General features: G+C 67.9%; 22 protein-coding genes. 12 read left to right on the top strand and 10 right to left on the bottom strand.

Annotated elements, in window-relative coordinates:
• Positions 1–144 precede the first annotated feature (144 nt).
• The 3 genes from A3CU_RS0119540 to A3CU_RS0119530 all read right to left on the bottom strand — a co-directional run bounded on the left by A3CU_RS0119540 (position 145) and on the right by A3CU_RS0119530 (position 4,432).
• Positions 145–1,389 (bottom strand): MFS transporter, encoded by a 1,245-nt coding sequence (locus A3CU_RS0119540; protein ID WP_169739658.1) that lies wholly within the window; start codon positions 1,387–1,389, stop codon positions 145–147.
• Between the two features lie 234 nt (positions 1,390–1,623).
• Complete coding sequence (locus tag A3CU_RS0119535; RefSeq protein ID WP_156960426.1) at positions 1,624–3,195, bottom strand: tannase/feruloyl esterase family alpha/beta hydrolase; 1,572 nt, start codon at positions 3,193–3,195, stop codon at positions 1,624–1,626.
• Positions 3,196–3,259: 64 nt separating this feature from the next.
• A complete protein-coding gene (locus A3CU_RS0119530; RefSeq protein WP_027943740.1) occupies positions 3,260–4,432 on the bottom strand; it encodes an ROK family transcriptional regulator in 1,173 nt (390 codons plus the stop codon).
• A gap of 154 nt (positions 4,433–4,586) precedes the next feature.
• Here A3CU_RS0119530 and A3CU_RS0119525 point away from each other — a divergent pair, with 154 nt between their 5' ends.
• The 5 genes from A3CU_RS0119525 to A3CU_RS0119505 all read left to right on the top strand — a co-directional run bounded on the left by A3CU_RS0119525 (position 4,587) and on the right by A3CU_RS0119505 (position 10,536).
• Positions 4,587–6,104 (top strand): sugar ABC transporter ATP-binding protein, encoded by a 1,518-nt coding sequence (locus tag A3CU_RS0119525; protein WP_245617201.1) that lies wholly within the window; start codon positions 4,587–4,589, stop codon positions 6,102–6,104.
• Positions 6,104–7,123 carry an ABC transporter permease gene (locus A3CU_RS0119520; protein ID WP_043841723.1) on the top strand — a complete coding sequence of 340 codons (1,020 nt, stop codon included), beginning with the start codon at positions 6,104–6,106 and terminating at the stop codon, positions 7,121–7,123. The genes A3CU_RS0119525 and A3CU_RS0119520 overlap by 1 nt, the downstream gene beginning before the upstream one ends.
• Before the next feature lie 61 nt (positions 7,124–7,184).
• A complete protein-coding gene (locus A3CU_RS0119515) occupies positions 7,185–8,234 on the top strand; it encodes a substrate-binding domain-containing protein (RefSeq protein WP_027943737.1) in 1,050 nt (349 codons plus the stop codon).
• 129 nt (positions 8,235–8,363) lie between these two features.
• The gene (locus A3CU_RS0119510; RefSeq protein ID WP_027943736.1) at positions 8,364–9,515 is read left to right on the top strand and encodes a Gfo/Idh/MocA family protein; all 1,152 of its coding nucleotides are present in this window, start codon (positions 8,364–8,366) and stop codon (positions 9,513–9,515) included.
• Between the two features lie 16 nt (positions 9,516–9,531).
• A complete protein-coding gene (locus tag A3CU_RS0119505) occupies positions 9,532–10,536 on the top strand; it encodes a sugar phosphate isomerase/epimerase family protein (RefSeq protein WP_027943735.1) in 1,005 nt (334 codons plus the stop codon).
• A 178-nt stretch (positions 10,537–10,714) separates the two neighbouring features.
• Here A3CU_RS0119505 and A3CU_RS45550 read toward each other — a convergent pair whose 3' ends face one another.
• Positions 10,715–11,194: a hypothetical protein gene (locus A3CU_RS45550; RefSeq protein ID WP_084143417.1), complete on the bottom strand. Its 480-nt coding sequence runs from the start codon at positions 11,192–11,194 to the stop codon at positions 10,715–10,717.
• A gap of 99 nt (positions 11,195–11,293) precedes the next feature.
• Here A3CU_RS45550 and A3CU_RS0119495 point away from each other — a divergent pair, with 99 nt between their 5' ends.
• Entirely contained in the window at positions 11,294–12,097 is an 804-nt protein-coding gene (locus A3CU_RS0119495) for a class I SAM-dependent methyltransferase (RefSeq protein ID WP_027943734.1), read from the top strand.
• 42 nt (positions 12,098–12,139) lie between these two features.
• Here A3CU_RS0119495 and A3CU_RS0119490 read toward each other — a convergent pair whose 3' ends face one another.
• The 3 genes from A3CU_RS0119490 to A3CU_RS0119480 all read right to left on the bottom strand — a co-directional run bounded on the left by A3CU_RS0119490 (position 12,140) and on the right by A3CU_RS0119480 (position 14,333).
• Positions 12,140–12,445, bottom strand: coding sequence for a hypothetical protein (locus tag A3CU_RS0119490; RefSeq protein WP_027943733.1), 306 nt, complete (start codon positions 12,443–12,445; stop codon positions 12,140–12,142).
• A 249-nt stretch (positions 12,446–12,694) separates the two neighbouring features.
• Positions 12,695–13,981, bottom strand: coding sequence for an ArsB/NhaD family transporter (locus tag A3CU_RS0119485; RefSeq protein WP_027943732.1), 1,287 nt, complete (start codon positions 13,979–13,981; stop codon positions 12,695–12,697).
• Positions 13,982–14,087: 106 nt separating this feature from the next.
• Positions 14,088–14,333, bottom strand: coding sequence for a cation:proton antiporter regulatory subunit (locus A3CU_RS0119480; RefSeq protein WP_027943731.1), 246 nt, complete (start codon positions 14,331–14,333; stop codon positions 14,088–14,090).
• Between the two features lie 158 nt (positions 14,334–14,491).
• Here A3CU_RS0119480 and A3CU_RS0119475 point away from each other — a divergent pair, with 158 nt between their 5' ends.
• Both A3CU_RS0119475 and A3CU_RS45545 read left to right on the top strand, forming a co-directional pair.
• Complete coding sequence (locus A3CU_RS0119475; protein WP_027943730.1) at positions 14,492–15,478, top strand: HAMP domain-containing sensor histidine kinase; 987 nt, start codon at positions 14,492–14,494, stop codon at positions 15,476–15,478.
• Between the two features lie 175 nt (positions 15,479–15,653).
• Entirely contained in the window at positions 15,654–16,130 is a 477-nt protein-coding gene (locus tag A3CU_RS45545; RefSeq protein ID WP_245617200.1) for a LuxR C-terminal-related transcriptional regulator, read from the top strand.
• Positions 16,131–16,143: 13 nt separating this feature from the next.
• Here the strand turns inward: A3CU_RS45545 and A3CU_RS0119465 are convergent, their stop codons facing one another.
• Both A3CU_RS0119465 and A3CU_RS45540 read right to left on the bottom strand, forming a co-directional pair.
• Positions 16,144–16,818 (bottom strand): response regulator, encoded by a 675-nt coding sequence (locus A3CU_RS0119465; RefSeq protein WP_027943729.1) that lies wholly within the window; start codon positions 16,816–16,818, stop codon positions 16,144–16,146.
• A complete protein-coding gene (locus tag A3CU_RS45540) occupies positions 16,815–18,446 on the bottom strand; it encodes an ATP-binding protein (protein WP_084143393.1) in 1,632 nt (543 codons plus the stop codon). Before A3CU_RS45540 ends, A3CU_RS0119465 begins: the two co-directional genes overlap by 4 nt.
• Positions 18,447–18,691: 245 nt before the next feature.
• Between A3CU_RS45540 and A3CU_RS0119455 the strand changes: the two genes are divergently transcribed.
• The 4 genes from A3CU_RS0119455 (at position 18,692) to A3CU_RS0119440 (ending at position 22,515) form a co-directional block, all read left to right on the top strand.
• Positions 18,692–19,534 (top strand): ABC transporter ATP-binding protein, encoded by an 843-nt coding sequence (locus A3CU_RS0119455; RefSeq protein ID WP_043841717.1) that lies wholly within the window; start codon positions 18,692–18,694, stop codon positions 19,532–19,534.
• Positions 19,531–20,379, top strand: a complete 849-nt coding sequence (locus tag A3CU_RS0119450; protein ID WP_027943727.1) for an ABC transporter permease — start codon at positions 19,531–19,533, stop codon at positions 20,377–20,379. The genes A3CU_RS0119455 and A3CU_RS0119450 overlap by 4 nt, the downstream gene beginning before the upstream one ends.
• Before the next feature lie 40 nt (positions 20,380–20,419).
• Entirely contained in the window at positions 20,420–21,460 is a 1,041-nt protein-coding gene (locus A3CU_RS0119445) for an ABC transporter substrate-binding protein (protein ID WP_156960425.1), read from the top strand.
• 113 nt (positions 21,461–21,573) lie between these two features.
• Complete coding sequence (locus tag A3CU_RS0119440) at positions 21,574–22,515, top strand: EamA family transporter (protein WP_027943725.1); 942 nt, start codon at positions 21,574–21,576, stop codon at positions 22,513–22,515.
• A gap of 307 nt (positions 22,516–22,822) precedes the next feature.
• Here A3CU_RS0119440 and A3CU_RS0119435 read toward each other — a convergent pair whose 3' ends face one another.
• Entirely contained in the window at positions 22,823–23,227 is a 405-nt protein-coding gene (locus A3CU_RS0119435; protein ID WP_027943724.1) for a nuclear transport factor 2-like protein, read from the bottom strand.
• Between the last annotated feature and the right edge of the window lie 124 nt (positions 23,228–23,351).

Below are 23,351 nucleotides of genomic sequence, written 5' to 3'. Positions count from 1 at the left end.
GCATCGCTGGAACCGGTATCCAGCTGAAAAGCCACGCTACGCGTAGTCCCCCTCCAACGGGGTCGAGCATGTTTCCGTTTTGGTGGAACTACAGCTGCACCAGACCTTTCTTCGATGTGCTGGTCCTTGTGTCCGCGCGTCTGGTCAGGACTCGAAGGAATCCACGATCAGCTGCCGGTGTCGACTGATGAGCCGGTAGATCATGACGACGACAACGAGTTGGGCGAGACCGGACACGAAGAACGCGGCAGGCACGCTGGTGCGGTCAGCCAGGGCACCACCGATCAGGGCACCCAACGGGATGCCACCCCACAGCGCGACGCGGTGGGCACCAAGCACCCGGCCGAGCAACTCGGCGGGAATCATCGCCTGCCGCAGCGACATCGACAGCACATTCCACATCGTCACGCCGACGGCGATGCCGAAAAACCACCCGCCGGCCGCCCACAGGTTCGTCACCGTCCCGAGCAGAACGCACATCACCGGAGCGATCGTCGCGGCGATGGTGATCATCCGCGGTCGGCCGAAGCGGGAGGTCAGCGGCCCGACTACGGCGGACCCGACGAGACCCCCGGCCCCCATGGCAATGAACAGGACGCCGTACAGCGACGGGCTGACGTGCAACGTGTTCAGGGCGTACAGGATAGTGAGCGACGTAGCCATGGACAAGAACCCGGCGATCAGTCCACTGAGGATGGTCAATCCCCGCAGCACGGGGTGCCGCCACAGCCAGCGCACCCCCTCGCGGATGTCCGCGCGCAAGGTAGTGGGCTCGGTGCGCTCAGCCCGGAACCGGCCAGGGACGGCGAGCACGAGGAGCGCCGCAAGCGCGAAGCCGATCGCACCGCAGATGAACGGGACGGCGCGGTACCAGCCGAAGAGGGCCGCGCCTGCGGGCGGGCCGACGAAGCTGGCCCCCACGGTCTCTTCGACGGTCAGCCAACTGTTGGCCTTGTCAAGGCTCCGACGGCCGACGACCTGGGGCAGAATGGCGCGCGCCGCCGAATCATAAACCACCTGGCAGAGGCCCAGCGCGAACGCGGCGACGTACAGCATCAGGATATTGCCCGCACCGGCGACGATGAACAGGACGAGGGCGCCGAGCAGTACGGTTCGCATGATGTTGACGGTCGACATTGCCCGCCGGCGATCCAGCCGGTCCACCAGCGCGCCGCCCGGCAGACCGAACAGCAACCACGGCAGGAACGCGAACGCGGTGAGCCCGGAAATGAGCACGGGATTGCTGGTCACGGACGCGGCGAACAGGGGCAGCGAAATTTTGCCGATGCCGTCGGCGCAGTTTGCCGTGGCCGATGCGAAAAACACTTTCCAGAACGAGCGGTCAAGCGCGGGCGCCGACTTGCCGGCCACCTTTGTCCAGCGAGACAAAATACATTCCTACCCTCGGAAACGAATCGTCGTTTCCGCTCAGGCAGCGGTCATCCTCCTGATGGCGCGGAAACGTGTGACATGACAAATATTCACAGTTACCGCCTCCAATCATTTCTCGAAGAGGACAACGCGGGAGAGCCTAGCACTGTCCGGCGGGCGTGGACCAGTGCCGGACATCGTTGATCAACTGGGGCTTGAGGTCGGCCCTCCGGCCAAGGTGGCGCCCGGATGTCAGGACCGCGCGGGAACGCAGTGGTAGGTGGAGCCGTCCGCGGGGTCTCCTCTTCCCGTCCACCGCGCGACATTCGGGTACATGCAGACCGGACGGGTCGCGGTGACCGAACCATCGGCGCCGGTGCGCACGGCCGGCAGCGTCCGCGGCGCCTTGCCATGCTCGACCCAGTCGACCAGGGCGCCGAGCGGGTCGGCCAGTTGCGGCCCCGGCCCGCCGCCGCAGTGATCCACACCCGGAGCCAGGAACAACCGCAGGAACTGCTGGGTCTGGCCGGGACCAAGTTTCTCCTGGACGCGCCGGTAGTAATCGACGGTGCCTTGGAACGGCACCGCGAAGTCCGCTTCACCGTTCCACAGCAGCAGTTTGCCGCCCGCACGTGCGAAGCCGGACAGGTCCGGGTTGTCGGCACCTAATACGTCGTTATACGTCGAGACGGCCTGGTCGAAGTACGCTTCGAACTTCGGATACGTCAGCGTGGTCCAGTCCCAGGAACGGTTTTGCGCCAGGAACATGCTGAACCACGACAGGTCGGAGATGCTTGGCGCCCCGACGAGCTTGCCGTTCAACGGCACCGTGTCGTTCAGGCCCGCGAACGACGCACCGGGCGCGAGCCCGTACCAGAGGAATTCCCCGTTCGCCCGCCGTGGGCCTTGCTGGATCTTCTTCATGACTTCGACGTCGGCCGCAGTGATCTTGCCGCACGGCGTCGCCCGTCCGACCAAATTGGACAAGTCGAAGTGGCATTGGAGCGGATCGCCGATCACCCCGTCCCGGACGCCGTCGCCCACGGTGTCGCACGCGCCGGTCATCGCGGTCACGGCCGCCTTGAACTTGCAGGGCGCCACCGGGTTGCCCTGCGCGAGCATCACCACCTGACCCCACATCTGCCCGGTCTTCAGTTTCGGGTAGCCGATCACCGGTGCCCCGGTGAGGATCCCGTCGTAGTCGTCCGGATGGCGCTGGGCCTCCGTGATCCCCTGCCGTCCACCGGTGGAACAACCGTTGAAGTAGGAGTACGCGGCATCTTTGCCGTAGAAGTCACGCACCATCGCCTTCGCCGCGGCGGTCATGTCCGCGATGCCCTGGTACCCGAAGTCCTTGATCGCCGGCCAGTTGAGGCTGCCGTCGGGTTTGAGCGCGAAGTCGGCGTTCGAGCCGCGATGGCCCGCATCCGTTGCCGCGGCAGCATATCCAGCACGCAGCGGGCCGACCAGGCGCGCGGCATCGCCACCCAGGAACCCACTACCGCCAACGGCCTGGAAGCGTCCGTTCCAGGTATCCAGCGGCAGGTAGACCCACACGGTCACCGCTCCTCCGTCGCCGGGGTCGGTGATACGCAAGGTCACCCGGCATGACGGCGGAGTCGTCGCGTCACCGGAGTCCTCGACCGCCGAGACCACGGTCGTGTCGGGCCGCGAGATGCGGGACAGGCTTCCGCACGTCCGCACCGGCCCAGCGACCGCGGGCGGGGTGAGCATCGGGAGTGCGGGGACCACGACGGCGATCATCGCCGCGACCAAGGTGACCGCCCGGCTCCATGGCCGCCGTATCGGTTGACGTTTCCGCACAGCCTGTCTACCTCTCTGTAGACCTGCCAGGCAGACAACCCTGCCGGGTGCAAGCGCCTCCAGCCTACTGTGCCACGAGCGTTTCCAGTTGCTCCGGCGACAGCGCGTGGTCGATCACCATCGCCGCCGCACCCAGCGCACCGGCCTGGTTACCGCCGCGGGACTGGACGATTCGCAACTCCTCGGTGGCCAGTGGTAGCGACCGGCGGTAGACGACCTCGCGCACCCCGGCGATCAGATGTTCCCCGGCCTGCGAAAGGGCGCCACCCACGACGATCACGGACGGGTTGAACAAGCTGACCGCCGTCGCGAGCACCTCGCCGATGTCCCGCCCGGCCTGCCGCAGCAACTGGAGCGCCGGCACCGAACCGCCGCGCGCCAGCTCCACCACGTCCTTGCTGCCCTCGGCACGCGTCCCCAGTGCGGTCAGCTTCGCGGCGATGGCACCACCGCTGGCGACCGCCTCGAGGCAGCCGGCATTACCGCAGCGGCAAGGGACATCGGCGCCGTGCGGCACCTGCACGTGCCCCATGTCCCCCGCCGACCCGCGGGAACCGCGATGCAGCCGCCCCTCACTGATCAGGCCGCAGCCGATGCCGGTGGCGACCTTGACGAACATCATGTTGGGCGCGTCCGGCCAGTGCGTGCGGTGCTCGCCCAGCGCCATCAGGTTCACGTCGTTGTCGACGAGCGCGACCTCGATGCCCAGCCGCTCGCGCAGGTAGGTCTTCACGTCGAAGGAGTTCCACCCCGGCATGATCGGCGGGTTCACCGGGCGGCCGCTGGCGTGCTCGACCGGGCCGGGCAGCCCGACGCCGATGCCGAGCAGTTCCTTCGCCGACCGCTTGACCTCTTTCAGCAGTTTCCGCCCCGCCTCGGCGACGTAGTCGAGCACGGTTTCCGGTCCGGCGGCGATGTCGAGGACATGGTCCTGCTCGGCGATGATCTCGCCGGACAGGTCCGCGATGGCGAGCTTGACGTGAGTGGCACCGATGTCGGCGGCCAGTACCACCCTCGCGCCGGGGTTGAACGCGAACATGCTCGGCGGTCGTCCGCCGGTGGACTCCGCCTTGTCGGCATGCCGGAGCAGGCCGGTCGCCAGCAGCGATTCGATCCGCTCGGCGATGGTCGAGCGGGCCAGCCCGGTCTCCGCCGACAGCTCGGCGCGAGTGCGCGGCCTTCCATCCCGGAGCAGCTGGAACAGCGCGCCCTCCGGCGGTCCTTCACGCACGGGCATGCTGAACGGTTCCTTTCCTTCGGCCGCACTACGACTTCGCTCTCGTTCACTGTAGAACATCCTGAGCTTTGGTCACGGCCGACGCGAGATTGACATCCAACTGTGGAGACTTTTGCTTGACTAAGGCGCAAAAGTCTCTCTACTCTGCTCGGTCATGGACGCAGGGTCGGCGGAGCTCCTGGTGATGCGCGGGATCGTCAAGCAGTTCCCGGGCGTCCGCGCGCTCGACGGCATCGACCTCGAGGTCGCGGCCGGGGAGGTGCACTGCCTGCTGGGCCAGAACGGTGCCGGCAAGTCGACGCTGATCAAGGTGCTGTCCGGTGCGCATCAACCCGACAACGGCGAGATCCGGTGGCAGGGCGAACAGGTCCGCCTTCCCGATCCGCAGGCCGCCATGCGGCTCGGCATCGCCACCATCTACCAGGAACTCGATCTGGTCGACGGGCTGTCGGTCGCGGAGAACATCTTCCTCGGGCATGAGCACGCCAAGTTCGGTTTCAACCGCCGCGCCGACGCCAACCGCGCGGCCACGGCTCTCCTCCAGCGCCTTGGCCACTCCGGGATCCGGGCAAGCGCGGACGTCGGCAGCCTGCCCGCGGCGGGCAAGCAGATCGTCAGCATGGCGCGCGCTTTGTCCCGCGACGTGCGGCTCATCATCATGGACGAGCCGTCCGCGGTGCTCGACCGGGAAGAGGTCCACCGGCTGTTCGAGGTGATCCGCGACCTCACCGCCGCGGGCGTCGCCGTCGTCTACATCTCGCACCGGCTCGACGAGATCCGCGAGATCGGCACCCGCGTCACGGTGCTCAAGGACGGCCGCACGGTGGCCACCGGCCTGCCGGCCGCGAGCACGCCGACGAGCGAGATCGTCCGCCTGATGACCGGCCGGTCCATCGAGTACGCCTTCCCGCCACGACCGGCCGCCGACTCCGGCACCGAGCCGATCCTCAGGGTCGAGAACCTGTCGCGGAACGGCGAGTTCACCGGTGTCGGCTTCGAGGTGCGTCCCGGTGAGGTCGTCGGGCTCGCGGGGCTGGTCGGCTCCGGCCGCTCGGAGATCCTGGAGACGATCTACGGTGCCCGCACGCCGAGCACGGGCACCGTGACGGTCGGCGGGAAGCGGGTCAGGCCGGGCCGCGTCGGCGCCGCGGTTGCCGCCGGAATCGGGCTGTGTCCTGAGGAACGCAAGAGCCAGGCCCTGTTCCTCAGTGAACCGGTCAGCCGCAACATCATCGCGGCCAGCCTCGACCGCTTCGCGCGCGGCGGCTTCGTGCGGCGTGCCGCCGAGCGCGCCTCGGCCGAGCAGATGGTGCGCGAACTCGATGTCCGTCCGTCCGATGTGGACAACGAGGTGCGCACGCTGTCCGGCGGCAACCAGCAGAAGGTGGTGCTGGGCCGCTGGTTGTTGCACGGCTGCAAGGTTCTGCTCCTGGACGAGCCCACCCGCGGCGTCGACATCGGTGCGCGCTCGGAGATTTACGCGCTCATCCGCGAACTGGCCGCGGTGGGCCTCGGCGTCGTCGTGGTGTCCAGCGAGATCGAAGAAGTCATCGGCTTGTCCACGCGGGTTCTGGTGATTTCGGACGGGCGCGTCGTCCATGACGGGCCGGCCGAGCGGATCGACGAGCACCGGGTGCTCGACCTGGTGATGGATGGTGAGGAAACAGCGTGATGACCACCCAGGATGTGACGGCGGAGCCGGCCACGAAGAGCGAGACGCGCAAGCGGATCCCGTCCGTCCTTTCCGGACCGGTCGGCCGTAACCTCGGACTGGTCGTCGCTCTCGCGCTGTTGTGTGTCATCGGCATCATCACCGCCGGGGACCGGTTCGGCAGCATCGACAACGTGACCACGATCCTGCGGCTCGCGTCCGTCATCGGCGTGGTCAGCGTCGGCATGACGTTCGTGATCATCGGCGGGGGCATCGACCTGTCGGTGGGTGCGATCGTGGCGCTGTCGTCGGTCTGGGCAACCACCATCGCCACGCAGACGATGGCCGCCGACTTCCACTGGATCGTCATGGTGGTCACGGCCATCCTGGTCGGCGCCGGGTGCGGCCTGGTCAACGGGATCCTCATCGCCTACGGCCGGATCACCGCGTTCATCGCCACCCTGGCCATGCTCGCCGCGGCGCGCGGCCTGGCCGAGATCATCTCGCAGAAGAAGACGCAGATCGTGCGCGTACGCGGCTTCGTGGACTTCTTCGGCGGAAATGTCGCCGGCATTCCGGTGCTGGTCGTCATCTTCGCGATCGTCGCGGTACTCGGCTGGGTCCTGCTCAACCGCACCACCTTCGGGCGCCGCACGATCGCCATCGGCGGCAACGCCGAGGCAGCGCGGCTGGCCGGCCTCAACGTGCGCCGGCACACCGCAAGCCTCTACGTGCTGCTGGGCATCGCATGCGGGATCGCGGCGATCATGTTGATGGCGCGCACGACAGCAGGCACCTCGACCCACGGCAACCTGTACGAACTCGACGCGATCGCGGCCGTGGTGATCGGCGGAACGCTGCTGTCCGGCGGCCGGGGCACGGTCGTCGGCACCGTGTTCGGGGTACTGATCTTCACCACGCTCACCAATGTGTTCACGCTGAACAATCTCGACACCTCCACCCAGGCGGTCGCGAAGGGCGCGATCATCGTGGCCGCCGTACTCATCCAGCGCCGCTTCGCCACCCGTCAGCGCACCTGAACTCCACCGATTCACCGCACCGCCCGGTGGAGGCTCCGCCCCATCCCCTCTAGGAGAAACCATGTTCAGGTCCACTCGCCCCGCCCGAAAACTGTTGACCACACTGGGAATCTTCGTCGCCGCGGGCGCGCTCGTGGCAGGCTGTACGAGCAACCAGGAGCCGCAGAACGAATCGGCTGCACCGGTCAACGCGGGCAGTTCCAACGACGCCCCGGGAAAGAAGGTCGTCATCGGCTTCTCCGGGCCGCAGGCCGACCACGGCTGGCTCGCCGCGATCAACTCGACCGCGCAGGCGGAGGCCAAGAAGTACCCCGACGTCGAACTGCGGGTCGCCGAGGGCACCAATGACGCCAGCCTGCAGATCAGCCAGATCGAGACGTTCATCAACGACAAGGTGGACGCGATCGTGCTGCTGCCCACCGACGGCGCCGCGCTGACCGAGGTCGCCCGCAAGGCGATGGACGCCGGCATCCCGGTGATCAATGTGGACCGCGAGTTCTCCAGCGAGTTCGCGGCGCGCGTCACGATCCTCGGCGACAATTACGGCATGGGCATCTCGGCCGGCACCTACGCGTGCAAGCTGGTCGGCGAGCGGCACCTGACCAGTCCGGTGATCGCGGAGATCGCGGGCACGGACTCGCTGCCGCTGACCCAGGACCGCTCGCGCGGTTTCGCCGACGCGCTACGGGCATGCGGCCAGAGCGTGAGCCGCCGGGTCGCCGCGGATTTCACCGTCGAGTCCGGTGAGGCCGCCGCGTCGAACCTGCTGCAGGCCGCGCCGAAGATCGACATCATCTGGAACCACGACGACGACCAGGGGGTCGGTGTCAAGGCGGCGTTCGACAACGCGAACCGGCACGAGTTCGCGTTCATCGGCGGTGCGGGCTCGAAGAACGCGATGCGCTGGATTCAGGATGGTTCGATGGAGGCCACCGTCCTGTACCCGCCGACGCAGGCCGCCGACGGCATCCGGCTGGCCCGGCTGCTGGTGCAGAGCAAGGGCCTGTCCGACCTGGTGCAGGTCGAGGTGCCGCGGCGGATCGTGCTCAATGCTCCGGTGGTGACCAAGGCCAATGTGGACAAGTACCTCCCCCTCGGCTTCGAGTCCTGAAAAGTGCTTTGAAGCGGCGGAGCGGCTTGCGGTGGGCCGTCAGCTTGCACCGCTGCGGGTTCTCCAGGCGGCTCCTGGCGAGGACAGCGCCGAGGTGGGGAATTGGAATCTTCGATCGAAAGGCACTTCATGAGCCATCCGACACTGGGCATCGGCATGGTCGGCCACGCGTTCATGGGAAGGGCGCATTCCCAGGGCTGGCGCAGTGCCCGTAGCTTCTTCGACCCCCCACTGACACCGCAACTCGTCGCGCTTGCCGGGCGCGACGAGCGGGCGGCCCGCGACACCGCCGACCGGTTCGGCTGGGCATCGGTGGAGACCGACTGGCGGGCGCTGATCGCCCGCGACGACATCGATCTGATCGACATCTGCACCCCGGGCGACACCCACGCGGAGATCGCGATCGCCGCGCTGGACGCGGGCAAGCACGTGCTGTGCGAGAAGCCACTGGCGAACTCGGTCGCCGAGGCCGAGGCGATGGCCGAGGCCGCAGAGCGGGCGCGGGCCCGCGGAGTGCGCTCGATGGTCGGCTTCACCTACCGCCGGGTGCCCGCGCTCGCGCTGGCCCGGCGGCTGGTCGGCGAGGGCCGGATCGGCACGGTCCGGCACGTGCGCGCCCAGTATCTGCAGGACTGGCTCGCCGACCCGCGGACGCCGATGACGTGGCGGCTGCGAAAGGAACGGGCCGGGTCGGGCGCGCTGGGCGACATCGGCGCGCACATCGTCGACCTCACCCAGCATCTCACCGGCGAGCGGCTGACCGGGGTGAGCGCAGCGCTGGAGACGTTCGTCAAGGAGCGTCCGGAACCCGACGGCGAGCGGACCGGGATCGTCACCGTCGACGACGCGGCGGCGTTCTTCGGCCGCTTCACCGGTGGTGCGCTCGCCACGTTCGAGGCGACCCGGTTCGCGACCGGCCGCAAGAACTCGCTCCGGATCGAGCTCAACGGGTCGGCGGGCAGCCTCGCGTTCGATCTCGAGGACATGAACCTGCTGCATTTCTACGATGGGTCCGCCGATTCGCAGGTGCAGGGCTTCGGCCGCATTGTGGTGACCGAGCCGGATCACCCGTATGTGGATGCCTGGTGGCCGCCCGGGCACGCCCTCGGCTACGAGCACGCCTTCGCCCACCAGGCGGCCGACCTGCTGACCGCGATCGCGCGCGGGGCCGATCCCGAACCATCCTTTGTAGACGGACTGGAGGTGCAGCGCGTGCTGGACGCCGTGGAACGCAGCGCCGCACGGTCCAGCACGTGGACCACGGTAGACATTCATTCCTGACACGGAAGGAGCACCGATGCCGCGCCCGATCACCCTGTTCACCGGCCAGTGGGCGGACCTGCCGTTCGAGGAGGTGTGCAAGCTCGCCTCGGCATGGGGCTACGACGGCCTGGAGATCGCCTGCTGGGGCGACCACTTCGAGGTCGACAAGGCGCTGGCCGACGACAAGTACGTGCGGGGCCGGCTCGACCTGCTGGAGCGGCACAACCTCAAGGTGTGGGCCATTTCGAACCATCTGCTCGGCCAGGCGGTGTGCGACCACCCGCTCGACGAGCGGCACCAGGCGATCCTGCCGGCGCGGATCTGGGGTGACGGTGAACCCGAGGGCGTGCGGCAGCGGGCCGCGGAGGAGATGAAGGACACCGCCCGCGCGGCGGCGAAGCTCGGCGTGGACACGGTCGTGGGCTTCACCGGCTCGTCGATCTGGTACACCGTGGCGATGTTCCCGCCCGTGCCGGAGTCCATGGTCGAGGCCGGGTACCAGGATTTCGCCGACCGGTGGAACCCGATCCTCGACGTGTTCGACGAGGCCGGTGTGCGGTTCGCGCACGAGGTGCACCCGACGGAGATCGCCTACGACTACTGGACCACGGTGCGCACGCTGGCCGCGATCGGGCACCGCGAGGCGTTCGGACTCAACTGGGACCCGAGCCATTTCATGTGGCAGGACCTGGACCCCGTGTCGTTCCTGCTGGACTTCGCCGACCGGATCTACCACGTGGACTGCAAGGACGCCCGGCGCCGGGTGGGCAACGGCCGCAACGGCCGGATGGGCTCGCACCTGCCGTGGGGCGACCCGCGGCGTGGCTGGGACTTCGTGTCCACCGGGCATGGTGACGTGCCGTGGGAGGACTGTTTCCGCGCGCTGAACGCGATCGGCTACCGCGGCCCGATCTCGATCGAGTGGGAGGACGCCGGCATGGACCGGCTCGCCGGCGCCCCGGACGCACTCGCCTTCGTGCGCCGCCTCGCCGCCATCGAACCACCCGCCGCCTCGTTCGACGCCGCCTTCGGCCGCTGAGCCCTGCACCCGGCGTGTCCCCGCCCCAAACCCCCGACTTCCCGGTTCAGACCCGCGAGTCCCCGGTTCAGACCCGCGAGTTCCCGGTTCAGGCCGGTGTGTCCCCGGTTCAGGACGATTAGTTCCCGGTTCAGCGAGGCGAATTCCCGGCTCAGCGAGGCGAATTCTGCCTTGTTGGTCACAGGTTCTGATCCGGCCAAGTCGCCGCAAGATCACGGAAGCCGGCGAAACGGGGCCCGGGCACCGGCTCTCGGATCGTCTGGCCGTTGAGCCAGCAGACCTGAAAGGTAGCGCTCTCCGTGTCGAGCAGGCAGCACACTCCCCCACTGGCGGCGGTGAGCCCGGTGAACACCGCCCTGACGCTCGCGGACCGCTCGAACAACAGGCTCATCCCCGTTGTGGCGGCGGTGAAACTCAGCGACGCATAGCGAGGGTGAAGCGTGGAAGCGAACTTAACCGTGAGGTAGACGTATCCGATCGACACCCTGCCGGCCTCGTCGCGGTCACGGATCTCGAAGTCATCGCCGAAGAACTCGCGCACCTCGTCATCGACGCCGACCATGACAGACGTGTCGAGATCGAGCCAGTCGCTTGCAGAGCAGTCAACCGGCTGGCTTTCGAAACGGGAGGTGAATGGGACCAAGTAGTCCAGTCCCATGCACACCACTCCGGTAAGCCGGCCCGGATCCTCCCACAGGCCGCCCCTGAGCGCGTGGCATTTTCCAGGCGCTGAAGCGCCTGCCAGTATCTTGGTGGAATGGGCGAGGACACCTGGGCCGATTTGGCTGACCAATTTGCCGATGAGGCCTATGCCTCAGTGAAGGGGTACGTGCGCACCTACGTGATGCACCACCAGTTGCTGGAGCACCTGCCGGCGCCTCCGGCATCCGTGCTCGACGTCGGCGGCGGCGCGGGCCATCAATCGTTTCCGCTGGCCCAAGCCGGCTACGACGTTACGTTGCTCGACTCGTCACCGGCGATGCTGCACAAGGCTCACCAGCGACTCCAGCGGCTGCCTGACGAGGCCCAACGGCGGGTGACGCTCTTGGAGGCCGACGGGTCGAACGCCGCCGAGGCGGTGAAAGGTCAACGCTTCGCCGCGGTGTTGTGTCATGGCGTACTCGGATACCTGGAACACCCGGAGCCGCTGGTCGACCAGCTGTGCCAGTGCGCCGCAGCGGATGGCATCGTCTCGATCATGACGGGCAACGCCAGGACAATGGCGGTGCGCCCGGCCCTGGAACAGCGGTGGGACGACGCCCTGGCGTCGTTCGATGCCAGAACCGAGATCGGAGTGCTCGGAGTGCCGGGTCGAGCCGACACGGTGGAAGAGCTCAGCGAACTCATGTTGAGCCGCGGTGTGGAGCCACTGCACTGGTACGGCATATGGCTGTTCGTCGACTGGCTCGAGTTCAGCGGAGCCAAGCTGGACCCCACCGACTCGAAGCAGGTGGCGGCCACGGCCGCGGTCGAACTCGAAGCCGGCCGACGCGACCCGTACCGTCAACTCAGCCGCGTCTTTCATCTCGTGGGACGCAAGGGAAATTCGGCGCCCGCATAATGGGCAGGTTTCAGCAAACCTGCCCATCAACGGATAGGCACCTTATTCACGTGTGACAGGGATGTTCGATACAGCGCAGGTTCCCGACTCGGCGCTCTCGGGCAAGGCTTTGCGGACGAGCCTGAGGGCAACCTGAGTGGTGACCTGGCCCATCGGCCCGCAGCCGAGAGCGCCGGCGACCACGGGCAGGATCGGCTCGGCATAGGTGATCAGGCGGCGGAGCGTCGCCGGTTCGAACAAGGCTTGGGTCGTCCCGGCTACGGCCGTTATCGCACGGGCGAGGGGCTCGAACGACAGATCAACCGCCACAACCGCGCGGTTCATGCCGATTGGCGTCGTGTAGGGCATGGCAGACCTCCTGCCGGCAGGCCGAACACAGCCGAACAGACCCCGGCCTACCGGGCCGAAGCGGCCGTACTCAGCAGAGGACGGGTGAGCGAATGACAGCCGGGACTATGACCAGTCATGCCTCTCACCTCCTCGTGGCCCGGAGCACTTCGGGAGTGCTCGCAATCCCTACCCCTCCATGGTCCAAAGCACCGGGGTAGGTGTCAAGGACGGCTTTGCCGCGCGGCCCGGAGCCGTCCGCCCGGCACCTCAGGTCAGGTAACGGAGCCAGACGTAGGCCCAGGCAAGCAGGAGGCTGAGTGCCGTGACCGTGATGCCGTACCTGGTGAACTGCCAGAAGCTGATCGGGTGGCCGGTTCGCGCGGCGACGCCGAGCGCGACGACGTTGGCGCTCGCCGCGACCGCGGTGCCGTTGCCGCCGAAGTCCGCGCCCAGGGCGAACGACCACCAGAGCGCCTGCGCGATTTCTGGCGTGGCCGCCTGCGCGGCCATGTCCTCGACGATCGGGGTCATGGTGGCGGCGTAGGGGATGTTGTCGAAGAAGGCACCCAGCACACCGGACCCGAACAGCAAGGCGGTCACCGCCGCGAAGTGGTTGTCACCGAACGCGTCGATGACCCAGGTGCCGGCCGCCTCGATCACTCCGGTGTGCCCCAGCGCCGCGACCATCACGAACAGGCCCATGAAGAACACCAGCGTCGGCCACTCGACCTCACCGAGGACGTCGTCCACGTTGGCACGGGACACCAGCAGCATCAGTCCCGCCCCGACCAGTGCGATGATCGCGGGCTCGACGTGGATGACGGCATGCAGGCCGAAGCCGATGACGACGAGCCCGAACACCACGAGACAACGCACCAGCAGGCGTGGGTCGCTGATCGCCTTACGCTCCTGCAGCGCCATGACCTCGGCGACCTGCTCGGGGTGGTACTGAAACTCCCGGCGGAACAACACCCAGGTGAAGAGCACGAAGACGACGAAGATGACGGCGACGATCGGCGCCAGGTGGACGAGGAAGTCGTTGAAGGTCAAGCCCGCCCGGCTGCCGATGATGATGTTGGGCGGGTCGCCGATGAGGGTCGAGGCGCCGCCGATGTTGGACGCGAGCACCTCGGCGATCAGGTAGGGCTGCGCGGGAATCCGGAGCCGGCCGCACACCACGACCGTGACGGGCGCGACCAGCATGATGGTCGTGACGTTGTCCAGGAAGGGCGAGGCGATCGCGGTGATGGCCATCAGCATCACCATGAGGACGTACGGCCGGCCCTTCGACAGCTTCGCCGCCCAGATCGCGAGGTAGTCGAACACACCGGTCTGCTTGATGATGCCGACGATGATCATCATGCCGAGCAGCAGGAAGATCACGTTCCAGTCGATGCCCTCGTGCTCGGAGAAGAACACCGCGGTGCCGGGGGCCAGGCCCAGCACGGTCATCAGGGCCGCGGCGATGAGAACGACCTTGACCTTGTTCACTTTTTCCGACGCGATGAAGAAGAACGAGACCAGGAAGATCGACAGCGCTGCTACGGCGGGCACGAGGGCGCTCACCCACCGCTTACGGTCGGTACGCGAACGGCGATGTCTCGGGGCATGTGGGCTTTCCTTCGTGGTCGGGGGCGAACTCGCGTGGTCAAGGGGCCTGTCAGGGAGGTCCGCAGAGCGGGCGACGGCGGGTGGCCGGGTCGCTGTGCAGGAGGTCGGCCAGTTGCTCGGCTTCGTTGTGGTCGAGGACCAGGGTGTGCGACGGCTTGTCGGACTCGCCGGACGCGGAGAAGAACAGCTCGCGTCGCCCGTCGTTGTGCCGCAGCACACCGAATCGCTGTCCGGCGTGGGTGAGGCAGTGATGCACCGTGCCGACACCGGGCACGGTGTCTCGCGTAGCACCCATGTCTTGCTCCCTTCCGACCTCTCCAGCGTCGGTCGGCGACGCCGCGGTGACCATCGGGTCCGGCACCCAATTCCTCCCGTGACGGGCGGACGGCTGGGCTTCCGGCTGAGGGCTGTACCTAATGGACAGTCACGGCCGCGCTCGGTAAAGCTGGTGTCATGGGAAAACGCGACCAGACGGGCGCCCCGGCGAAAGCGCTCTTCCGGCGGCTCTTCGCGATCAATGGGCTGCTGTTCGCCGCCGGCACGCTGGTGCTCGCCTTCTCACCGGCGACCGTGTCGTCGCCGGTGCTGGTGACCGAGGCGCCGGTCCTGGCGATCGGGCTGACCGTGATGCTGGCGGCGAACGCGTTGCTGGTGCGCAGGAGCCTCGCGCCGCTCGACTCGCTCGCCACGGTCATGCAACGCGTGGATCTGCTCCACGCCGGCGACCGGCTCGCCGACAACGACACCGGCGACCTCGCGCACCTCGTCCGGACCTTCAACGGCATGCTCGACCGGCTGGAAGCCGACCACAGTGCCAGCAGTGCCGCGGCGTTGACCGCGCAGGAAAGCGAGCGGCAGCGCATCGCGCGGGAACTCCACGACGAGATCGGCCAGAGCCTGACCGTGGTGCTGCTCGGTCTCAAACGGACCGTCGACCGGGCACCCGTCGCTCTTCGCGAAGAACTCCACACCGTGCAGGAAGCGATTCGGGGCTGCCTCGACGAGGTCCGGCGGGTCGCGCGCCGGCTGCGCCCCGGGGTGCTCGAAGACCTCGGCCTGCACAGCGCGCTGAAGGAACTGAGCACCGAGTTCACCCAGGCGAGCGGGCTTCCCGTCCACCGCCACCTGGATACCGGTCTTCCCGCGCTGAGCGAGAACGTCGAGCTGGTGATCTACCGCATCGCTCAGGAAGGGCTCACCAACGTCGCCCGGCACGCCCACGCCACCCGGGTCGACCTGTCCCTGATCAGCACCCCCGAACACCTCACGTTGACCATCGCGGACGACGGCCGCGGCGGCGTGATCGAGGAAGGCACCGGCATCCGGGGCATGCTGGAACGAGCCCTGCTCGTCGGGGCGCGGCTGACCGTGCGATCCGTGCCGGGCGAGGGAACCGAGGTAGTACTGGTCATACCGACGAGTGGGCGGAGCACGCGCTGATGATCCAACGCACCCGAATTCTGCTGGCCGACGACCACGCCCTGGTCCGGCAAGGGCTGCGGCTCATCCTGGACGCGGAGCCTGACCTGGTGGTCGTGGCCGAGGCCGCCGACGGCGCGGCCGCGGTCGACGCCGCCGACCCGGCCGAGTCGATCTCGCGATCCTGGACATCGCGATGCCGCGCAAGACCGGGCTGCAGGCCGCGCGCGAGATTTCCCGGCGCGCACCGGACATGCGGATTCTCATCCTGTCCATGTACGAAAACGAGCAGTACTTCTTCGAGGCGCTCAAGGCCGGCGCGTCGGGCTACGTGCTCAAGTCCGTGGCGGACCAGGACCTCATCGAGGCATGTCGCGCGGCCATGCGCGGTGAGCCGTTTCTCTATCCCGGTGCGATCACCGCCCTGATTCGTGACTACCTGCAGCGCGAACGTCAGGGCAAGCGAATACCGGAGGCCATCCTCACGCCACGAGAGGAAGAGATCGTCAAACTGATCGCCGAAGGTAATTCCGCCAAGGAGATCGCCGACGCCCTCGTCATCAGCGTCAAGACCGTCGACCGGCACCGCGCGAATATTCTGCAGAAGCTGGGCATGCGAGATCGGCTGGAACTCACCCGCTACGCGATCCGGACCGGTCTGGTGGAACCGTGACTCTTTCCGGCTGTCATCGGGTGGCCGGGCGATAGCGGTGGACGGGGCGTCCGGCGCTGCCGTATTCGAGATCCAGTTCGAGCGCGCCACGCCGATGCAATTCGCTCAGGTACCGCTGCGCGGTCGGCCGGCTGATGCCCAACTGCGCGGCCAGCGCACTCGCCGCCAGCGGCTCTCGTGACGAACGCACGGCTTCGAGTACCTTCCGCATGGTGGGCGGCAGTGCGCCCGTGCCCGGATGACCGGTGGCGCCGCGGAGAAGGCTGTACAGCGTGTCGACCGTTTCCTGGTCCGCTTCCCCGGTTCCGCTCGCCTGCTGTCGCCAAAGCCGGTATGCCTCCAACTGGTTGCGCAGTTGCGTCAGACCGAACGGCTTGACCAGGTAATACACGGCCCCGAGATGCATCGCGGTGCGCACCGTGCCCAGATCCCGTGCCGCGGTGATGACGATGCAGTCCGGCGCTGCCGTACCTTCCGCGTTCAGTCCACGTAGGACAGAGAGCCCATCCTCGTCGGGCAGGTACACGTCGAGCAGGAGGAGTTCGGGTTCGAGCTCCCGCACCGACTGCCGTGCCTGCTCGGCGGTGTGGGCCCGGCCCACGCAGGTGAAACCCGGGATGCGATCGATGCTCGCGGCGTGAATGCTCGCCACCCGGTAGTCGTCATCCACGACGACGGTCCTGATCATGACACTCGCTCCGGCTCGGTGGTCCTGCGGGCCCGCCGCACCCGGTACTCGTGCGGGACACCCGTGTTGGGCAGCCGGACCTCGAACCGGGCTCCGGGTCCCGGTGTGACGTCGATCGATCCGCCGGCCCGGTGCACGAGCCGGTAGACCAGTGCGAGTCCGAGGCCCCGGCGCATTCCTTCGCGCGGAGCCTTGCTGCTGTAGCCGTCGGTGAAGACCTTCTCGAGCGCATCGTGCGCGATACCGGGCCCGGTGTCGGTGACCACGATGCGCACCGCGCCGCCGACGTCGGACACATGCACATCGACCCGGCGCGGCCCCAGCTCCCCCGCGACCGCCTCCACCGCGTTGTCGATGAGGTTGCCCAGCACGGTGAGCAGGGACTTCGTTTCGATCGACGGAAGGTCCAAATGGGACTCCGGGCTCACGGTGAGCCGGACGTCCCGTTCCGCCGCGATGGTCACCTTCGCGAGTAACAGGGCGGCCAGCTCCGGCGGGGAGATCCTGGCGCGGAGGTCACCGGCCTGCGCCGTGTAATCGTGGGAAATCTCCGCCAGGTAGCGAGCGGCTTCGTCCGGCTCGCCGAGGCCGAGCAGTCCGGAAAGGACGTGCAGGCGGTTGTTGAACTCGTGTTCCTGGGCCCGCAGTGCGGTGGTCAAACCGGTCACCGCGTCCAGCTCCCGCACCAGCCCTTCCATCTCGGTGCGATCGCGCAGAGTGATCACCGCGCCCGCGTCGCGGCCGGCGAGTACGACCGGCATCCGGTTCACCACCAACAGGAACTCGTCGGTCAGCACGACCTCGTCGGCACCGCACATGGTGCCGGTCATCAGGTCGCGCAACCGGCCCGGCGGCAGCAGGTCGGCGATCCGGCGTCCCCGTGCGGCGGTCGAGATCCCGAGCAGGCGGCGGGCCTCGTCGTTGATCACCTCGACCCGGCCGACGGTGTCCAGGCCGACCACACCTTCGCGGATGCCGTGGAGCATCGCTTCGCGTTCTTGAAGCAGCGCAACGATTTCGGAGAGTTCGAGGTCGAAAGTGGCGCGTTTGATCCGGTGGGCGAGCAGCCAGGACGCACCCACTCCGATGGCCAGTGCCACCGCGGAATACAGCAGCACCCACAGGATCCTGCCCATCAGCTCGCTCGACACCTGCTCCTCGAGGATGCCGACCGAGACCTGCCCGGCGACGGCGCCGTCCGGACCGAGCAGCGGGGCGCGGCCGTTGGCCGACCGGCCGAGGCTGCCGTTGTCGATGCCCGTGTGTCCCCGGCCGTCAAGGGCCGCAACGGGCTCTTCGAGGCGCTGCCCGATGAGATCGGGATTGGGATGGGAGTACCGCAGCCCCGTCCGGTCGGTGACCACCACGTAGGCCGCCCCGGTGGTGCGCCGGACCTGTTCGGCCATCGGATCGATCGTGTGGCCCGGGTCGCCGGCCACGAGCGCGTCCCGCACCGTCGGCATCTGGGCCACCGTCATCGCGATGCCGAGCGCGCGCTGGCCGTACTGGGTGTCGAGCGTCTCGCGGGTGAGCTTGGCGTAGAGCAGCGTGCCGGCCGACACGGTGGCGACCAGAATGCCCAGCACGCCGAGCAGGATCTGTGACGCCAGCGGGCGGGATCGCCACATGACTGCTCCGCTCTGCCACTCACCATGGGGCCTGAATTGGATGACACCACGTGAGTTCCCCGCTGCCAAGCAGCCGTTGACGAAAAGACCGAAATGTCCTCAACGTGCCGAACTTTATGAGCAGAAACCACAAAAAGCACGCCGTCATCGGAAACGCACACAACGTTCTCCCGCCTCCGGCACGCGCCTACCGTCCACCACCACACCGACCTCGATTCCGGTCGGCCGAGGAAGGGAGCAGCACCGTGCCCGCGACTACGCCCAGTGGTGCGCCTCCGGCGATCGCGCTGCGCGGCGTGACGAAACAGTTCGCCACCGAGGACGGTACGCCCTACACCGCTCTGCGAGACCTGGACATCACGGTGCGACCGGGCGAGTTCTGCGCCGTCGTGGGGCCGACCGGGTGTGGCAAGTCGACGACACTCACCCTGGTTTCCGGGCTCGATCGTCCGTCTGCGGGCTCGGTCGAGGTGCACGGCAAACCCGTCACGAGCATCGCCCCCGGCGTCGCGTTCATGTTCCAGACGGACGCGATCCTGCCGTGGAAAACGGTGCTGGACAACGTATCCGCCGGTCCACGTTTTCGCGGGGCGTCGAAACGCAAGGCGTTCGACGACGCGCGCGACTGGATCCGCCGGGTCGGGCTGAGCGGTTTTGAAGGCCGCTACCCACATCAGCTTTCCGGCGGCATGCGCAAGCGGGTCGCGCTCGCGCAGAACCTCATCAACGAGCCGGAGATCCTGCTCATGGACGAGCCGTTCAGCGCCCTGGACGTACAGACCCGCGCGAAGATGTCGGGCGAGTTGCTGGGGCTGTGGGAACTGACCCGGCCCGCGGTCGTGTTCGTGACCCACGACCTGGAAGAGGCAATCGCGCTCGCCGACTCCGTCGTGGTGCTCACGGCCGGGCCCGCGGCGACGGTGAAGGCCCGGTTCGCCATCGATCTCCCGCGGCCGCGCGTCGTGCAGGAGATCCGGTTCGAACCCGAGTTCGTCGACCTCTACCACGAGATCTGGGAGGCGCTGCGCGCCGAGGTCGACGTGGCCTACTCGCAGACGACACAGCTGACCGGGACGGAGGAACGATGACGACCACCGCGCCGGCGGCCGCGCTGCCGGACACCACACGTCGTGCGCGGCGACGCCGTCGGCAGTTACTGGTCCACGCGACGCAATTGGCCCTACTGGTCGTCTTGATCGGCGGCTGGCAACTGCTCGTCCAGGGCGACCAGCACGCGATCATCCTTTATGGAGTGCCATCGCAGATCGTCTTCCGGTTGCAGACCTGGGTGACCGACGGCACGGCGATCGGCTCCCTCGGCGACCAGATCTGGACCACGTTGCAGGAAGCGCTGCTCGGCTTCCTCATCGGGACCGCGCTGGGCATCGTCTGCGGGATCGCGCTCGGCCGGATCAAGTTCCTTGCCGACGTGTTCGGGCCGTTCATCAAGGTGCTCAACGCGATCCCGCGGATCGTGCTCGGCTCGGTCTTCGTGCTCGCCTTCGGCTTGGGGCTGGAGTCGAAGATCCTGCTCGTGATCGTGCTCGTGTTCTTCGGGGTCTTCTTCAACGCGTTCCAGGGCACCCGCGAGGTCGACCGCAACTTCGTCGCCAACGCCACGATTCTCGGCGCGTCCCGCTGGCAGGTGACCCGGCACGTCGTGCTGCCGTCGGCGTTCACGTGGATCATCGCAAGCCTGCACGTGAGCTTCGGGTTCGCCCTGATCGGCGCGATCGTCGGCGAGTTCCTCGGCGGCTACGCCGGGCTCGGCGTGTTGATCAAGAACGCCCAGGGCACCTTCGACGCCAGCGGCGTGTGGGCCGCCATGGTGATCATGGGAATCGTCGCCCTGATCGCGGAATGGCTCATCACCTGGCTCGAACACCGGCTGCTGCGCTGGCGGCCCGCGCAGCTGACCGGCCCCGACCTGTGACCGCTTTCGCCGCCCAACCACGAGATCAAGGGAGATCACCGTGTCCAGAAGGAAATGGATCGCCGCGGCGCTGGCCGCGGCACTGGGCCTGGCCGGCTGTGCGAACAACGCCGGCCAAGGCTCGGGCACCAGTTCGAGCGGCGGCACCGGCACGCCGGTCAGCATCATGGTGGGCGGGCTGAACAAACAGATCTATCTGCCCTTCATGCTCGCCCAGCGGCTCGGGTTCTACCAGCAGCAAGGGCTCAACGTGACGCTGCAGGACGAGGGTGCCGGCGTCGACGCCACCACGAACATGATCGCCGGCAAGGTCGACGGAGTGGGCGGGTTCTACGACCACACCATCGCGATGCAGGGCCTCGGGCAGTCGCTCGAGTCGGTGGTGTCGATGCTGACCACCCCCGCCGAGGTCGAGCTCTGCCGCAACGAGGTGAAGGACCAGATTCACTCGCCCGCGGACTGGGCGGACCGCAACCTCGGAGTCACCGACCTCGGCTCGTCCACCGACTTCCTCACCCAGTACCTGGCGCAGAAGAACGGCGTCGACCCGGCGAAGATCCACCGCGTCGGAGTGCAGTCCGGCAACACGCTGATCGGCGCGCTGCAGCACGGAAACGTCGACTGCGCGATGACCACCGAACCGACGGTCTCCACACTGCTGGCCACCGGCTCGGCCTACATCCTGCTCGACATGCGCACCGCGGCGGCCACCGTGCAACAGCTCGGCGGCGAGTACCCGGCGACCTCGCTGTATATGACGACATCCTATGTGGACAGCCATCCCGATGTGGTGCAGAAACTGGTGAACGCCTACGTCGAGACCCTCAAGTGGATCCAGACCCACAACGGGACGGAGGTGGCCGACCAGATGCCGGCAGACTACTACGCCGGTTCCGGCAAGGACGCCTACGCCAAGGCGTTCGACAACGAGAAGGGCATCTACAACCCGACCGGCATCATGCCGCCGAACGGCCCGCCGACGAACCTCGCCGTCCTGCAGGCGTTCAACCCGGACGTGAAGGGCAAGACCATCGACCTGTCGAAGACCTACACCGACAAGTTCGTCCTGGCCGCCAAGTAGGCGCACCGGGGGCCGGGGTCTTCCACCCGGCCCCTGGACGGGTCGCTTCGCCCCGGGACCGAGCGCCGGAAATCCGTTGGCCGGAAACGTGATCCGGCGGGCACACTGCGGGCGTGGTCCTACTGGAAAAGACCGCGCGGGCGCCGAGCCGGGCCTGGGCGACCGGGCTGAGCCTGACCTCGTGGGTGCTGTTCGCGAGTTCCGGTCCACTGGCCAAAGCCGTGATGGAGACGGGTTTGTCCCCGTCCGCGGTGACCTCGGTGCGGATCGCGTTGGCCGCGGTACTGCTGGTCCCCGTGGTCGCGGTGCTGCGGCCGCGGGCACTGCGGTTCCGCCGCGCCGAGGGGTGGCTGCTGCTCGGCTACGGCCTGCTCGGTGTCGCCGGGGTCCAGCTGTTCTTCTTCCTGGCCGTGGCCCGAGTCCCGGTCGGGGTGGCGATGGTGCTGGCCAACCTGGCGCCCGCACTGGTCGCGTTATGGGTGCGGGTGGTACGGCGCACCCGGCTGCCCCGGCTGGTGTGGCTGGGGATCGGGCTGGCCGTGGCCGGACTGGCTCTGGTCGCACAGGTCTGGCAGGGCGCCCGGCTCGACCTGGTCGGCGTCGCCGCCGGGCTGGCCGCGGCGATCTGCTCAGCCGGGTACTTCCTGCTCGGCGAGCACGCCGCGAGCAGGCACGACTCGTTCGGACTGGCCGCGGCCGGGCTGGCGATCGGCGCGGTGGTGGTGGCCGTGGTCAGTCCGCCGTGGACGCTGCCCTCGGGCCTGCTCGCCGCGCCTGCGGTACTGGGCGGCCTGCGCGCGCCGGTGTGGCTGGCGCTGGTGGTGCTGGCCGTGGTCGGCACCGTGCTGCCCTACCTGGCCGGACTGCGCGCCCTGCCCTCGGCCCTGGCCAGCGTGCTGGCTCTGGTGGAACCGCTGGTCGCCGCCGTGCTGGCCTGGCTGCTGCTCGACCAGGCGCTCGGCGTGATGCAGCTGGCCGGGGCGGTGATCCTGCTCGCCGGCGCGGTGCTGGTGCAACTGGCCGGCCCGAAAACCGTCCAGGACGACCCTGAATAGACCACCACGCTCTCCGTCGTCCAGATCCAGCTGACGGTCGCTGGCCAGAGAAATCGGGGCAGGGCAAGGAAACCGGGAAGATCATATTCGGGTTCTGGCGGCGACAACCGGATGATCAGGTCGGGCGTGCGGGTGCCGGTGGCCGGGTCGGCGGGGCGTCCCAGCCCAGTTGCGCCGACACGGCCCGGCCGCCCGGGCAGTGATGCGGCCAGTGCCGAGAAGTCGAGGGCGGCGCCACGACTCCGGACCAAGGACTCCTAACAAAGTGTCAGGCTGGTCAGGCAGCTGACCCGAGCGACGCCAAGGATCAGGCTCCAGCGATGGTTCGGCCCGGCATCGGCTCCGCGAGCGCGGCCCGCCACGCCGGCGCGCCGAAGGGGTCAGCGAAGTACTGCGTCTCGTGCACCACATGCTGGTCAGCGAATTCCATGATGCTCACCGAGTACGAAGGCACACCGTCGTAGGTGATGACGCATTCGCTCACCCACAGGTTCGCGTGGCCGGTGATCCGCTGGACGGTGAAGTGCCGGTCGGCCGGGTGCCCGCCGCGTTGCGCCGAAATCGTCGCGCGGCCCCGGAACCGCTCGCCTGACTGCGGGTAGTCCAGGATTGCGCCGGTGGCGTAGATGGCGTGCTCGGCGTCGGTGTTTCCGCGTTCCGAGGCCCGCCAATGCTCCTCGATCGCGGCCCTGGTCCGGGAGTCGGCATCCATGGCATCGCCCTTCCCTCGCGGTGACAGCCTAGGCCCTCAGGGCCACCGTCGCCCGGGAACAGGCAGACGTGGCCGGTTGGGTCCTCTCTTTGACCGGATGGCATCAGCCACCGTCCACATACGA

Source organism: Amycolatopsis taiwanensis DSM 45107 (assembly GCF_000519205.1).
Taxonomy (GTDB): domain Bacteria; phylum Actinomycetota; class Actinomycetes; order Mycobacteriales; family Pseudonocardiaceae; genus Amycolatopsis_E; species Amycolatopsis_E taiwanensis.
The sequence above is the reverse complement of the archived record's forward strand: the minus strand, read 5'-3'. Positions and strand labels throughout refer to the sequence as shown.